8 protein-coding genes are annotated in these 14151 nt (G+C 72.4%); 4 read left to right on the top strand and 4 right to left on the bottom strand.

Annotated features, from left to right (window positions below; genetic code table 11):
- The first annotated feature begins 51 nt into the window (after window positions 1–51).
- Window positions 52–996, top strand: coding sequence for a squalene/phytoene synthase family protein (locus tag ACLF5H_RS19920; protein WP_421677357.1), 945 nt, complete (start codon window positions 52–54; stop codon window positions 994–996).
- Here the strand turns inward: ACLF5H_RS19920 and ACLF5H_RS19915 are convergent.
- Genes ACLF5H_RS19915 through ACLF5H_RS19905 form a run of 3 tightly spaced genes read right to left on the bottom strand, consistent with a single transcriptional unit; the run spans window position 923 to window position 6732 of the window.
- The gene (locus tag ACLF5H_RS19915; protein WP_421677356.1) at window positions 923–3847 is read right to left on the bottom strand and encodes a hypothetical protein; all 2925 of its coding nucleotides are present in this window, start codon (window positions 3845–3847) and stop codon (window positions 923–925) included. The two genes, ACLF5H_RS19920 and ACLF5H_RS19915, sit on opposite strands and share 74 nt — an antisense overlap.
- Window positions 3848–3849: 2 nt before the next feature.
- Window positions 3850–5697, bottom strand: a complete 1848-nt coding sequence (locus ACLF5H_RS19910; RefSeq protein ID WP_421677355.1) for an HSP90 family protein — start codon at window positions 5695–5697, stop codon at window positions 3850–3852.
- A gap of 48 nt (window positions 5698–5745) precedes the next feature.
- Window positions 5746–6732 carry a hypothetical protein gene (locus ACLF5H_RS19905; RefSeq protein ID WP_421677607.1) on the bottom strand — a complete coding sequence of 329 codons (987 nt, stop codon included), beginning with the start codon at window positions 6730–6732 and terminating at the stop codon, window positions 5746–5748.
- A 294-nt stretch (window positions 6733–7026) separates the two neighbouring features.
- Here ACLF5H_RS19905 and ACLF5H_RS19900 point away from each other — a divergent pair, with 294 nt between their 5' ends.
- The 3 genes from ACLF5H_RS19900 (at window position 7027) to ACLF5H_RS19890 (ending at window position 10711) form a co-directional block, all read left to right on the top strand.
- Window positions 7027–7344, top strand: coding sequence for an SCO0607 family lipoprotein (locus ACLF5H_RS19900; RefSeq protein WP_421677354.1), 318 nt, complete (start codon window positions 7027–7029; stop codon window positions 7342–7344).
- A 141-nt stretch (window positions 7345–7485) separates the two neighbouring features.
- Window positions 7486–10221 carry an MXAN_6230/SCO0854 family RING domain-containing protein gene (locus ACLF5H_RS19895; RefSeq protein ID WP_421677353.1) on the top strand — a complete coding sequence of 912 codons (2736 nt, stop codon included), beginning with the start codon at window positions 7486–7488 and terminating at the stop codon, window positions 10219–10221.
- Complete coding sequence (locus ACLF5H_RS19890; RefSeq protein ID WP_421677606.1) at window positions 10205–10711, top strand: cysteine hydrolase family protein; 507 nt, start codon at window positions 10205–10207, stop codon at window positions 10709–10711. The genes ACLF5H_RS19895 and ACLF5H_RS19890 overlap by 17 nt, the downstream gene beginning before the upstream one ends.
- Before the next feature lie 43 nt (window positions 10712–10754).
- Here the strand turns inward: ACLF5H_RS19890 and ACLF5H_RS19885 are convergent, their stop codons facing one another.
- A complete protein-coding gene (locus ACLF5H_RS19885) occupies window positions 10755–14105 on the bottom strand; it encodes a lectin (protein ID WP_421677352.1) in 3351 nt (1116 codons plus the stop codon).
- Window positions 14106–14151: the final 46 nt, after the last annotated feature.

Below are 14151 nucleotides of genomic sequence, written 5' to 3'. Positions count from 1 at the left end.
TCGGCGGGACGCCTGTTCGAGGGCGGCGCGCCCGCACCCTACGATCGACCCATGCGAGGGTGGACGAAGAGCCTGGACACCGCCGGTGTCCTGGAGCCGGGGTTGCGCGAGGACTACGACCGTCAACGGCGTTCGGTACGACGCTTCCGGCGCACCGCGTACCTCGCGGCCAGGCTGCTGCTGCCCCGCCCGCTGCTGCCCCACGTGATGGCCGCGACCGCCGTGATGCACCACGGCGACAACCTCCTGGACACCGGCCCCCTGGCACAGCGCGCGGCGGCGTGGTCGTCCTGGGAGCGCCAGGTGCGCGACGCCCTGCGGACGGGTACGAGCGACAGCCCCGTCCTCCGCACCCTCATACACACCGTCTCCGCCCATCCGCGGCTGCACGGCATCGTGGACGGCTACCTGGCGACCGCCACCGCCGAACTGCATTTCACGGGCTTCGCCACCGAGGCGGACTACCAGGCGTACGTGGACGCCTACTCGTACCCCGCCTTCATGCTCGTCGCCGGACTGCTCGCGCCGGAGGCCGACGATGTGCCGTACCGGGCCGCCTGCCGGACCTTCATCGAGGGCAGTCAGCGCCTCGACTTCGTCAACGACCTCGCCGAGGACATCCGTGAAGGGCGCACCGGCATCCCGGTCGAGGCGATGGAGCGATGCGGGGTCACCATGGACGCCTTGAAGTCCGGCGTCGGCGGGCCACCCCTCTCGCGCCTGATAGCCGATCAAGTCGCCGCCGCACAGACCTCCTTGTCGGCCGCGAGGCCCCTCCACACCCTGGCCTCGCCCGGCGGCCGGCGCCTCGCCGGGGCCCTGGTGGAGATCGAACTCCTCACGGCGCAAGCCGTACTCGCCAAGGGCCCGGAAATACTCCGCGGCTCCGCGAACCCACCACTGGCCAAAGCCCTGCGCGTCCTCACTCCTTGTCCCGCAGCCGTCCCGACAAGGAGCTCAGCGGTTCGGTCTCCTCGGGGTGGCCCAGGCTTGTGAGGAGGGAGATCGCCGCGCCGAGGCGGGCGAGGGCGGGGGTGGGGCGTTCCAGGTAGATGCCTTCCACGACGGCGGCGAGCCGGACGCACTCGGCCCACTCCCCGGCGTGGTCCTTGTCGTCCCCCGGTTCGCCGAGCAGGGTGAGGGCCTCGTCCAGGGCGGTCAGGGCGGTCCCGTACTCGCCCGCGTACGCGTTGACCCGTCCGTGCTCGTAGGCGAGGGCGCTGTCCAGGTCGCGGCCGTGGGCCCGGACATCGGCGGCGCGGGCCTCCTCGGCGATCCTGCCCGCGTCGGCGAGGAAGGCGAGGGCGCCGGCCAGGCCCTCGGCGCCCTGCCGCTCCGCCTGGAGGCGGGCGAGTTCGCGCAGGCAGTTGCTCAGCTGTTCGTGGCGCGGGGCCCGGACGTGCGCGGCAAGGGCCTGGTCCGCGGCCTCCCGGGCCCGGCCGAACTCCCCCGACTCGGCGAGGAGTACGGCGGTCTCGGCGGCGATCATGGCGTGGCTCCCGGGGTCGTCGTCCCAGCCGGCCGACTCGGCCGCGAGGGCGGCGAACTCCGCCGTGGCGGCCTTCAGATCCTCCCCGGCGCGCAGGGCGCGGGCGCGGGTCAGGCGCAGCTGGGCGACGAGCCGGTCGTCCAACTCCCCGGCGGTGACGTCCGGTTCGGCGAGGAGGGAGTCGAGCAGGGCGATGCAGTCCTCGATGCGACCGAGGTCGAGGCTGAGCCGGGCCGCGTTGCCGTAGGCGCAGAACGCGTCGGTCCGGTCGCCCTGGCGCAGTTCCAGCTCCGCGGAGCGGGTGAGGTGCCGCAGTGCCTCGTCGGGCCGGTGCAGCCGCATGCACGCCTCGGCCAGCGCGCCGTGCAGGCCGGCGGTGTCGACGGCGGTGGCGGGCCAGTCGGCGGCCAGCCGCAGGCTCTCGGTCAGATCCGCGTGCGCGGCCCCCGCGTCCTTGAGGCCGAGGTGGACCCTGCCGCGCATGCCCAGCGTGCGGGGCAGGTGCCAGGCGGGGCCGTGTGCCTTCAGCCGGTCGAGGAGGGCCTCGGTCTCCGCGAGCGCGGCGGGCAGATCGCCGGAGAGGGCGTACGTACTGGTGCGCAGCAGCAGGGCGCCGGAGACCTGTCCGGCGATGCCGTGCCGCTCGGCGAAGGCGAGCAGCAGGTCCACCTCGGCGAGCACGGGCGCGAGGTGCTCCTCGCTCTTCGTCGTCTGCAGACGCAGGCCGAGCGCGGACGCCCGCAGCCGCAGCAGGCGGGCCTCCAGGTGCGGGGCGAGTCCGGGCGTGTCCTCGTGCAGCCGGACGAGGGCGGCGTGGACGTCGGTCAGCGCGGTGGCCCTCGCCTCGGCCCCGTCGGCGCCCTCGTCGGGGATCCTGCCCGTGGGGAGCAGGGCGCAGGCGCGGACGAACGCCGCGTGACCCGGCGCTCCGGCCTCGTCGTACAGGCCCGCCGCCTCCTCGTACAGGGCGACGGCCGCGTCGTGTCCGCCCTTCTCCCCGGTCCGCGCCGCCTCGTCGGCCAGCAGGTCCGCGCGCAGCCGTACGAGGGGGCCCACGGCCGGGTCGTCGGGGTGGGCGTAGCCGGGGGCGGCGACGAGGGCGCGCAGCCGTGCCCAGCAGGCCGCCGCGTCCGGATCCCCCTGCTCGTCCAACGCCCGGGCGCGGAGGATGAGTTCGGGCAGTGCCTCGGGGACGGCGGCGGTCTCGCGGGCGGCGGGCGCGGCCACCGGGGTCACGTCGTCGAGGCCGCGGGTGCGCAGGGTCAGTTCCAGCGCGTCCAGGAGCGGGGCGCGGTCGAGGCGCTCCGCGCGCCGGTCGGTGTGGGCCGTCGTTCCGTTGCGGGCGTCGAAGCGGGCGGCGAGGTCGTCGGCGCGGCCACGCGCCTCGGCGCGCAGCGCGGCCACCGTCCAGGCGCGGCCCGCGGGACCGGCGGCGGGAAGGTCACCGTGGCCGAGGAGTTCGACGCGCTGGAGGAGGACCTCCACGCCGGTGCAGAAGCCGAGCAGGTCGAGCGGCGAGTCGACCTCGTCGAACAGGCTCCGGTTCTCGGCGAGCAGTTCCAGGCCGCGTGCCTCGTTGCCGGTCAGCGCGCAGAACTCCAGGTGCCGGCCGATCTCCGCGGCCATCGAGGAGTTGCGGCGGCAGGCGCGGTAGCCGGTGAGGTGCAGTGCGCGGGCCCGGTCGGTGTCGCCGGTGCGCAGCAGGGGCAGCAGCGCGTACGAGATGGAGCGGGCGGGCTCCTCCTGGCAGGACTCCTGCCCGGCCAGGACGGGCTCCCAGACGCGCAGCGCCCGCTCGTCGTCCCCGGCCGCGAGGTGGTACAGGGCGCGCTCGCAGGTCTCGCAGGCCTCGCAGTCGCTGAGTTCGGTGCGGGAGCGGCCCGCCCACAGCTCGTAGGCGAGATCGGTGTCCTCCTCGATGTGGGCGGCGAGTTGGTACGCCTGCCCGTAGTACGGCTGGAGTTCGAGGCCGGCCTTCTCGTACCGGTCGCGCATCTCCGTCAGCCACTGGCGGAGCGCGGTCAGCGGCATCTCGGGCAGCGCGAGGAGGGCGCGGGCCACCCACTTGAACCGCCAGAACAGCGTGTGCCGGCGGCGCTCGTCGAAGGCGTCGGGCCGCTCGTCGAAGAGGGTGAGCAGCCGGGCGAAGACGACGGGCGACTTCCGGGGCTCGGAGCCGTAGTTGTACGCGCTCTGGAGTGCGAAGAGCGCCAGTACGAGGGGGACGGGATCCGCGAACTGCTCGGCGGCCCCGGCCAGTTCCTCGGCGGTGACGGTGCGGGTACGGCCGTACGGGCGCCGGTCGTTCTCCCGGAGCGCCTGGTACAGCTCGTCGGTGGTCTGGGGTGCGGTCGGCATCGTCAGCTGTCCTTGCGCAGAGCGTGGGCGAGAAGGTCGAGGAAGGAGCGGTTGATGAGGCTCGATTCGGCGGGCCTGAGCGGGCGCCGGGACAGCATCGCGGCCTGCCCGTAGAGGGCTTCGGCGCTGGTGCGGGCCAGTTCGGGTTCACCGATGGTGACGGCCGTACGGACCAGCGGATTGAGCTGGTTGAGGATCAGCTGGGCGCGCGGCGCCTCCTGCCGCAGATGGCCCAGGATGTCGCCCCACACTCCGCCCTGTTGCTCACGGGCGAGCTGGGAGCGGGTGCGCTCGTGCCGGGCCTCGCGGCTGTCGAGGAGGAGGGCGGGGGCGGCGGCGGGCTGGAAGGTGCGCAGCGCCACGTCGCAGTCGAAGACGGCGAGGGCGTCGCGGGCGAGGGCCAGATAGGCCGCGGCGGCGAGTTCCGTGTCCCGGTCGACGGGGTCGAGGTGCGCGGTGAGTGTCGCCGGGTCGAGGTCGGCGACGCTGACCTCGGGCCTGATCTCCGGCAGCCGGTGGACCAGGTCGCGGTCGTAGGTGTAGCCGCCGTTGACGACGCCGAGCCCGGCGGCCGAGGCGATCGCGGCGACCTGCCGGAACTCCTCCACGCTGGAGGTCACGAGCACGGTGCGGTGGGCGCGCGCGAACTCGTCCAGGGTGGCGTGTCCGTCGGTGGTCTCGAACGGCAGCCAGGGCAGCAGCATCCGCATGATCTCGTCGTCGTGCACCGCGAGCGACTTGACGGCCAGGTGGTGGGCCTGGAGGAAGCGGCCGAGGAGGTCGGGGTCGCTGGCGGCGATCCGGGCGATCCACGCGCGCAGCCGTTCGGCGAGGGCGTCGCGGACGGCGGCGAGGGTGTCGTCCTCGTACAGGGACTCGCGGGACGCCGTCGGGCGCAGGCTCTCGGCGTCCACGACGCAGCGGACGAAGAACGCCCACTCGGGCAGGATCTCCTCGGCCTGCTCGGACAGCAGCATGCCCTTGACGTGCACCCGGTGGCCGTGGCGGCGCCCGGCCGGCACCGCCTCGGGGAGCACGCACGCGATGCCCTTCAGACCCACGGCCGGCAGATCCAGTTCGATGGTGTCCAGCGGCGTGAAGCCGAAGGTCTCCTCGCCGTACGCGGCCAGCGCGCGGGAGCGTGCTCCCGGTGTGGGGTACGTACGGGTCCAGGGCGCGGGCTCGGGGTTGACGGCGGCGGCCCGGCCGCCGGTGCCGTCGTCGAAGGTCACGGGGTGGCGGAGCAGGGCGCCGAAGTGCCGTGCCAGCGCGTGGACCTGGTTCGGCCGGGTCCACTCGCCCGCGTCGGCGCGGGGCGTCAGCGTGACGGTGGTGCCGGGCCGGGGGCGGGCCGCGGCGGGCAGGGTGCGCACGGAGTAGCTGCCGTCGCCGCGTCCCCGCCACTCCACGGTGGGCGCGTCGGGGGTGCGGGCGGAGCGGCTCAGGACGTGGATCTCGTCCGCGACCAGGAAGCAGGAGAGCAGGCCGATGCCGAACTGGCCGATGAAGTCGGCGCGTTGCTCGGCGATCTTCTCGGCGCGCTTGCTGCTGCGGCCGATCGTGGCGAGGAAGGTGTGGACGTCGGCCTCCGTGAGACCGACGCCGTCGTCCTCGACGCGTACCGCCGAGCCGTCGGCGTACAGGCGGATGCCGAACGCGCCCGCGGGGGCGGCCGGTTCCAGGCCGTGCCGCGCGGTCAGCGCGTCCACCGCGTTCTGGAGGAGTTCGCGCAGGTAGACACGGGGGCTGGAGTAGAGGTGGTGGGAGAGGAGGTCGACGAGGCCGCGCAGGTCCACCTGGAAGGTGCGGTCGGTGCCGGCCGGGGTCGAAGGGGTTTCGGGCAGAGTCATCGGGCAGTCCGGGGTGAGAGGGGCGACGGGCGGCGGGTGGGGGCTGGTTCAGGCGTTGCGCCGGGCGTCGGCGTACATCTTTTCCGGCCGCGCCATGTACCTCCAGGGCCACTCGGTGTAGGCGCCCTTCAGCTCGCGGAAGACGCGCGGCATCGCGATCCGCTCGGAGGCCAGGGACAGGGCCATGGCGAACATGTTGAAGTCCCGCTGCCAGCCGGGGCGCCGCTGGTAGGCGGGGTGGAGGATGCTGCGCTCGGCCGCCTCCAGCAACTCGTCCTGGATCTCCGGGGCGATGAGGCAGTTCTTGTGGTCGGACTCGACCCAGTTCTCAATGTGCGCCATGGCGATCACACATCCGAGCCGATGGCCGTCGGGCGCACCGGCGAACGCCTCGCGGGCGAACGCCAGCGCCTCGCCGGGCTCGCCGTTCCAGCGGGGCTGAAGGTGTGACACCCACTCGACATGGGTCTCCAGGTCCAGCGGGGCGCGGCGCAGGGCGGCGTCGAGCCGGGTCTCGTTGACGGCGGAGCCCAGCGACATGCCGCGGCCGGAGGTCAGCAGGCGGCGCCACGGCGTGACCCAGTCCGGCCGGGACTCGGCGACTTCGAGCAGCTGCTCCTCCGCGATCCGGAGCCGCTCGAAGAACACCTTCCACTGGTCCCGTGTGACGTCGACGGCACTCGCGGCGGTACGTGCCTCCCAGCCCCAGATGATGTGCCGGGTGCCGGATATCAGCAACGCCGCGGCCCGGTGCTCCTTGTCCTCCGCGACGGCCCGCCCGATCCAGTCCTGCACACCGTCCGTCTCGGCCAGCTCCCCGAGCACCAGATCGTCCCGCCCGAGATCGAAGGCCGCCAGCCCCGCCTTGACCCCCTCCCACTCCCCCGCGGCCGCCGCCTCCACCGCGGCGAGCACCCGCGTGTCCCCGAGCCCGCGCAGCGTGTACATCCCGTTCTTCCGCACGAGCGGCGCACGAAGGGCGTGCGGATCCTCCGCCGCTCTCTCCCCGCCCCTGCCGAACACCTTGCCGAACATGCCGCGCCCTCCCCGGGTCCCGCTGATCATCTGGTGCAGCATAAGCGGCGCCACTGACAGGACTTCCACGGGATTTGCACGGGGGCTTCACGAATCGGTGTTTCACGGGCAGGTGCGACGGAATGCCGATTCGCCGCCCGGTCCGCGTCACCTCTGCCTCTGCCTCTGCCTTTGCCTCTGCGCGCAGGTACTCACGTTTCCGGCCCCACGAATGAGTACGTGCGCCGATCCGCCCGCCCCCGCCCTCACCGAGGCTTGGTCCGTCAAAGGCCGAGCGCATCCGAGGGGAAACACATGACCACGCACCGCACCCGCCGACGGACCACCGGAACCGCCGCCGCACTCTTCGCCTGCTCCACCGCCACCCTCGCCGCGCTGCTCACCGGCTGCTCGACCGCCGACGCGATCTGCTCCGACGGCGAGTACCCGGTGCAGAACATCGGCACGACCGGCGGCCAGTGCGTCGCCGACGGGCACAAGGTCCCGAAGGGCACCTTCCGTTACCCCGAGGACAAGACGCCGAAGCACGTGGACGACAAGTGGGACATCTACTGGCAGACGCACACCATCGACGAGCACGGCACCATCATCAAGGCGCCGAAGGACTCCTGACCGTTAATTCGTTTGGCGCGCGCGAGGCGTCGTGATGGGATCAGGGCAACGGGGGCGGCTCCCCGGCGTGCATCCTTCTCACCTTCCTGAAAAGACCCGGCGCGCCCACTCTCCGCCCCCGTTCTCCTGTTCCAGATCACCATGGAGGTAAATCCCCTGTTGCTCGCCGCCGAGTCCGTACTGCTGCGCCGTATCCAGACCGTCTACGTGGACCGGCCGTCCTCGTCCGGCGGCAAAACGGGACCGGCACTGCGTCGACTTGAGGCCGAACTGCTCGGCCGCGGTCACGTCCCCTCCGCCGAACTGCACACGGCACTCGGCTCGTTGGGCTCCGAGGAGCTGGCGGCCGCGCACGCCCGGCTGGCCGGCCTGGTCGACGACCTGCTCGGCGGCGACCGCGTCCACACCCCGCTCTTCCGCCGCTTCCCGCGCACCGTGCCCCGGGACACCGAGGCGCTGTACGTGGACCGGGTCTTCGCCTTCCTGCTCCAGCAGCCGGACCACCCCTGCGTGCTGTGCGGCGAGGCGCGCACGGTGTTCCCCGTCTCGCCCTGCGCCCATCTGGTGTGCCGGCTGTGCTGGGACGGATCCGACTACGCGGGCTGCCCGGTCTGCCACCGCCGCATCGACGCGAACGACCCCTTCCTGCGGCCGGTGCGTGCCGTCGGAGCCGCCAAGGCGCCGCTGCCCGGCCCGCTGCGGCTGCTGCGCCTCGGCGCCGACCGGACCGCCGACGCCACCACCGTGGTCGACTCCCTGCTGGCCCGCCGTACCCCGCTCCCCCCGCAGGACCGTGACGACCTGCTCACGCTGCTGCCGCTCACCCCCGTCGGCCGGGGCCTGCTGCCGGAGGAGATCCCGGTCCGGGAGACCAAGGCGATGGTGCTGGGCGCGCTGATACGCGAGGCGCCGGACGGCCTCCCCGTACCGAAGCTGCTGTCGGAGCGGCTCACCACCGCCACCGATGTGCTGCGGCTGCTCGCCGTGCTCTCCGACGGCGACGCCGGACTGGTGACCCTGTCGCCCTTCACCAGTCTTCCGCGCCCGTTGCGCCGCGAACTCCTCGCGGTCCTCGACGCGTTGCCGACGCCGTATCTGGTGGAGGACGTGCTACGGCACCCCACGGCATGGAAGCGGGCCGCCGAGGTACTGCACCCCTTCGAACGGCATGCCCGGCATCCGCGCGCCGCCCTCGCCTTCGCCGTGCTGCGCGGGACCCCGGTGGATCCCGGCACGGCCTTCGGCGCCGCCCTGCTGGAGACGGCCGCCGCACACCCGGACGCCGTCCGCGTGGACGATGGCCGCGTGGACGATGGCCGCGTGGGCCGTGTCCGGCTCCGTCCGGCCACCTGGGCCGGGCGGCTGGAACAGGCGGTGGCCGAGGGCGACGCGGGCCGGGCCGCGGCCCTGGCCGGGGAGCGCCCCGGCGAACTGGTGCGCCGTCTGGACCTGTTGCTGCGCCTGCACACCCATGGCACCCTCGTGCCGGAACTGGAGAAGGCCCTGCTGCGCGGCCTGCCGAAGGTGGGCCCGGGGCCGCTGCTGTCGGCGCTCGGGGCCCTGCGGGTCCGCACCGAGGACCGTACCGGCCGCCGCCGGGTGTTCTTCCCGCGCGGCGAGGTCACCCGCGCCCTGTCCGTCCCGGAACGGCGGGCCCCGCTGCCCACCGGGCTGGTCACGGCGGTGGTCTCGCTCCTGGAGGCCGAGCTGCTGCGCCGGTTCGCCGCCGGGGAGCCGTACGACCTGTCGGTACTGGACGCGGACCTGGCCGACCTCACCGTGCCGTTCACCGAGCGGTCCACCGCGAAGGCGCTGGTGGCGGTGCCCCGGGGCAGCACGCAGACGCTGCCCGAGGGCGCGGTGCTGCGGCTGTTCCTGCACTGGACCGAGCCCGAGGGCAACCGCACCGACCTGGACCTGTCGGTCGCGTTCTTCGACGCCGAGTGGACGTTCACCGGCCTGTGCGACTACACGAAGCTGGTGCACGGCCCGCAGGCCGCGGTCCACTCCGGCGACCTCACCTCCGCCCCGGCCCCGCAGGGCGCCACCGAGTACGTGGACCTGGACCTGGAACGACTGGCGGCACGGGGCGACGTGTACGCCGTCCCGCTCGTCTTCAGTTTCAACAACGTGCCGTTCGAGGAGCTGCCGGACGCCTTCGCCGGTTTCATGGCGCTGCCCGCGCGGGGCCCGCGCGACGCGTCGTACGATCCGCGCACGGTGCGCCAGCGCTTCGACCTGGCGGGCGAGTCGCGGGTGTGCCTGCCGATGGTCGTGGACCTGGGCCGGCGCCGGGCGCTGTGGACGGACACCCATCTGACGTCCGCGGGCGGCTTCCAGAGCATCGCCTCGCACGGTGGCGCCCAACTATCCACCGTGGCACGCGACTTGTGGGAGCATTTCGGCTCCGGCAGCCGAACCACCCTGTGGGACCTCGCGGTCTGGCGGGCCGCGGCGCGCTCGCCCGAGGTGGCCGTGGTGTGCCGGGGGCCGGAGCCCGCGCTGCTGCGGTACCGGCGCCGGCCGGACGAGGACGCGGCCGCGTTCGCCGGCCGGGTCGCTTCCCTCGCGGAGGCCGAGGAGCGGCGACCGTGCCCGGACCCCGACGCGGCGGCGGCCGAACTCGCCTCCGGCACACGGGTGTTCCTGGCGACGGTGCACGGATCCATCGGGCCCGCACGGGCGTCGGGCACGTACTACCGGCTCTTCCCCGGAGCCGGGGACGCCGCGGAGAGCCTGAACCGCGTGGCCGCCGGGGACCTGGTCGCGGAGCTCGGCAGCGGCGCACAGGGGCCCGCCCGATGCGCGAACGCGAACGGGGAACTCGGAGGGCGTGAACACCGCACTGCTGGTCATCGACATGATCAACACGTATGACCACAAGGACGCCGACCTGCTGATTCCCTCGGCTCGCAGGGTCGTACCGGTCGTGGCGGACCTCTTGCGACGCGCGCGGGACCGCTCGGCGCCGGTGATCTATGTGAACGACAACTTCGGTGAGTGGCGATCGCATCACGGTGAGTTGCTCGATCACGCCTTGAGCGGGCCGCACAGCCATCTGGTGAAGCCGCTGAAGCCCGACCGGGACTCCCTCTTCGTCGTGAAGGCCCGCCACTCCGTCTTCTTCGAGACCCCCCTGGAGTACCTGCTGCGACAGCAGCACATCGACCGGCTGGTCCTCACCGGGCAGGTGACCGAGCAGTGCGTGCTCTACTCGGCTCTCGACGCCCACATCCGCCACTTCGACGTGATCGTCCCCAGCGACGCCGTGGCCCACATCCACGAGGACCTCGCTCGGGCCGCGCTGCGCATGATGGAACGGAACATGGGTGCGCGCGTGTGCCCGAGCGAGGACCTGTGGAGCTGACCAGCCCCGGCCAGGCTCCACCCGTGTCAGCGTCTCCCGTCCCTCACCGGCCGAAGCCGTAGGCGAACAGGTGGTCGCTGCCCGACGAGCCGGTCACCGGGAGGGTGACCGAGGCCACCTGCTTGGACGCGTCGAGCGGGACCTTCGTGGCGAAGACATAGGTCTTCACGCCGTCCCGGCCGCCGCCGCCCGTGTTCCGGTAGCCCGTCGTGACGGCCGTGGTGTCGCCCGCCATCGGCTTGGCCGAACCGGCGTTGAGCGTCCAGTCCGAGAAGCCGACCGTCGCCTTGGCGGTGGTGCCGTCGGTGTAGGTGACGGTCACCGTGCCCGACACCCCGCTGCCGTCGGTCGGCGCGTTGGTCGCCGCGCCCAGCAGGCCCAGCGACGCTCCCGACGTACCGGCCGGCATCGGGATGGTCTGGCCGGCCATCTCCAGGTTGTCCAGCTGACCGGACGCCACCGCCGGCCAGGTGTAGGACACGCCGTCGACCGTGAGGGTGGAGCCGCTCGTGGCACCGGCCGCCGACAGCGCGTTCTGCGAGAACGCCCAGCCGCTGTTGTCGAAGCCGCCCGAGAAGGTCGTACCGTCGGGGTAGACGCCCTCGTTGGTGTCGTACGGCCACAGCTCACCGGCCTTGGCCACGGCGACCCGGAGGGCCGCTCCGTTCAGTGCCGCCCCGGTGCTGTGATCGGTCAGCGCGAAGGCGACGGGGAACGTGCCCTCGCTCGCGCCCGCCGTCACCTTTACCTTCGCCTGCGCGCTGCCCGAGGCGGGCACCGTCACCGAACCGGACGCCGGGTCGAGCGTGACGCCCGGCGGCGCCGTCGCCTTCCAGTCGACGGTGGCGTCCTTGCCGCCGAGGTTGGTGAGGTCGAGCGTGCCGTCACCGGAAGCGCCCGGCTGGAGCACCAGACCGTCACTGGTCGGGCCGGCCGCGGCCAGGACGCGGTCCCCGCCCGTGGTGTCCGACGGCGGCACCGCCGACGGATCGGAGGCCCAGGACTTGTCCGGCTGGGTCCCGAGCGTGAAGTCCAGAGTGCCCGCGCCCTTGAACTGCGCGTACGTCAGCCAGGAGGTGTTCCACTCCTTGCCCTTGACGTCGAGGGACTGCACGTACGGCGCGTCGGGCGCCGCCTGCGGTGCGTTGATCCGCACCGTCCTGCCACCGGCGAGCGTCACCTGCGCCACCGGGAAGGCCGGGCTGCCGAGCGCGAGGGTGTCCGTGCCCGGGGTCTCGGGGTACATGCCCAGCTCGGACCAGACGTACCAGGAGCTCATCGCGCCGAGGTCGTCGTTGCCGAACGAGCCGACCGGGGCGTTGAAGTACAGATTCCGCTGGGCCGCGCGGACGGCCTCCTGGGTCTTCCACGGCTGACCCGTGTAGTCGTACTCCCAGGGGATCTCCACGCTGGGCTCGTTGCTCAGGTTGGCGTTGGTGTTGCCGGGGTCGGTGATGTTGTCGAGCAGGCTGTCCAGGAAGGACGAGTACGCCTGGTCACCGCCGCGCGCCTGGATGAGCTGCTTCAGGTTGAACGGGACCATCGGCGTGTACTGGGCCGACGTGCCCTCGACGAAGCCGTTGGAGGTGCCCGGGGTGAAACCGCCCGCGAACCGGCCGTCCTTGTCCTTCGCCTGCAGGTAGCCGGTCCCCGGGTTGAAGACGTTCATCCAGTCCTGGGCGCGGGTGGCGAACTTCTGGTAAACGGCCTTCTCGCCCAGCGACTTGGCGAAGGCGGCGAGGGCGTAGTCGGCGGAGTCGTACTCCAACTGGGTGGAGACCGGGCCGTAGAAGTTGCAGCAGCCGTAGTCGTTCTCGTCCAGCGGGAGGTAGCCCTTGGCGTCCCGTACGGCCTCGCCGGGACGGTCGTTGTTCGGGGCGGTCGCCTCGTGCTGGAGGGCGGCCAGCGCCTTGTCCGTGTCGAAGCTCCGGGCGCCGAAGGCGTACGCGTCGGCGATGATGCCGGCCGCCGGGTCGCCGACCATGACGTAGCTCTCGCCGTTGTTGGAGGCCCACTTGGGGAGCAGGCCCGTCTGGTCGTAGCCGTTGAGCATGGAGGTGACGACGTCGCTGGTGACCTTGGGTTCGGCCATCGCCATCAGCTGGGTCTGGGAGCGGTAGGTGTCCCAGCCCGAGTAGTTGGCGTACTGGGCCTGCTGACCCTTGGCCAGCTTGTGGACCTGGTTGTCCATGCCCATGTACTGGCCGTTGTCGTCCGAGAAGACGTTCGGGTGCAGCAGCGCGTGGTAGAGCGCCGTGTAGAACTGCACCTGCTGGTCCCGGGTGCCGCCGCCGATCCGGACCTTGTCCAGCACCGCGTTCCAGGCGTCGTGGTTGGCCCGCTCCACCGCGTCGAGGTTCCAGTTCCTGACCTCGGTGGTGAGGTTGTCCGCCGCATTGGCGTCACTGGTGTACGAGATGCCGACCTTCGCCTTCACCGTGGGGTTCGAGGAGGTGTCGAAGGTCAGGTACATCCCGTTCGCGCCCGTGGTGGGCGGCTGGGCGGCCCCGCTCGTGGCCGACGGCGAGGGCGTGGCACCCGTACCCGAACCCGGGGAAGGCGAGCCGGAGGACTTGTCGGCGCCCCCGTGCACGGTCGGCGACGGGGCCGCGGGAACGGTGAAGTGCTTCTCCTTCAGCCGCTTCGACGGGTGAGGCCGCGCCTTCTGCTCGACCTTGCCCGCCGTCAGCTTCGTCGCGTCGGGGTTGATGGTGCCGCCGACCCAGGTGCCGCTGCCGGTGAACGGCTGGTCGAACTTGATGTCGAAGTGCAGGGTGTACCGGTTCTTCGCACCGCAGAAATGGCCGCTGTCGACCGAGCCGCTGATCTCCTTCTTGTTCACCACCTGGACGCGGGTCCCGTCCACCTGGGTGGCCCCGCCGCTGAGCTTGAACAGCAGGTTCGCCTGACTGCCCGCCGGGAAGGTGAAGGAACCCAGGCCGGCCCGCGTGGTGTCGGTGAGCCGGGTCGTGACGCCGTTCGCGTCGGTGACCTCGTACGACCCGATACCGGTCCGCTCATCGGCGTGGCTGAAGCCCGCGGACGTGTTGCCGAGGTTGCCCGAGAGCGAGCCGGTCACCGGGAGGACGGGCAGGTCGCCCGCGACACCGCAGCCGGGTCCTGAGACATGGGTGAGGCTGAAGCCCGAGATCTTCTTGTCGTCGTACTCATAGCCGCCGCCGGAGGGCCGGTCGGGCGTGGTGTCCGGACCCCACTGCACCATCCCGGCCGGCATGTCGGGGCCGGGGAAGGTGTCCACCTCTCCGGAGGTGCCGATCAGCGGGTTGACGAGGGACGCGGGATCTTTCACCAGGGCCGGCGGCGCGGCGCTCGCGGCATGGGCGCCCCCGATCGCCGGGAGCGGGAACGCCGCGATGCCCAGGACGGAGATCACGGCGAGACGTTGGCGAAATCTCTTTCGATTACGTGGCTCAGCTGAA

The sequence above is a fragment of the Streptomyces sp. LaBMicrA B280 genome (assembly GCF_049222185.1).
Classification (GTDB): domain Bacteria; phylum Actinomycetota; class Actinomycetes; order Streptomycetales; family Streptomycetaceae; genus Streptomyces; species Streptomyces murinus.
The sequence above is the reverse complement of the archived record's forward strand: the minus strand, read 5'-3'. Positions and strand labels throughout refer to the sequence as shown.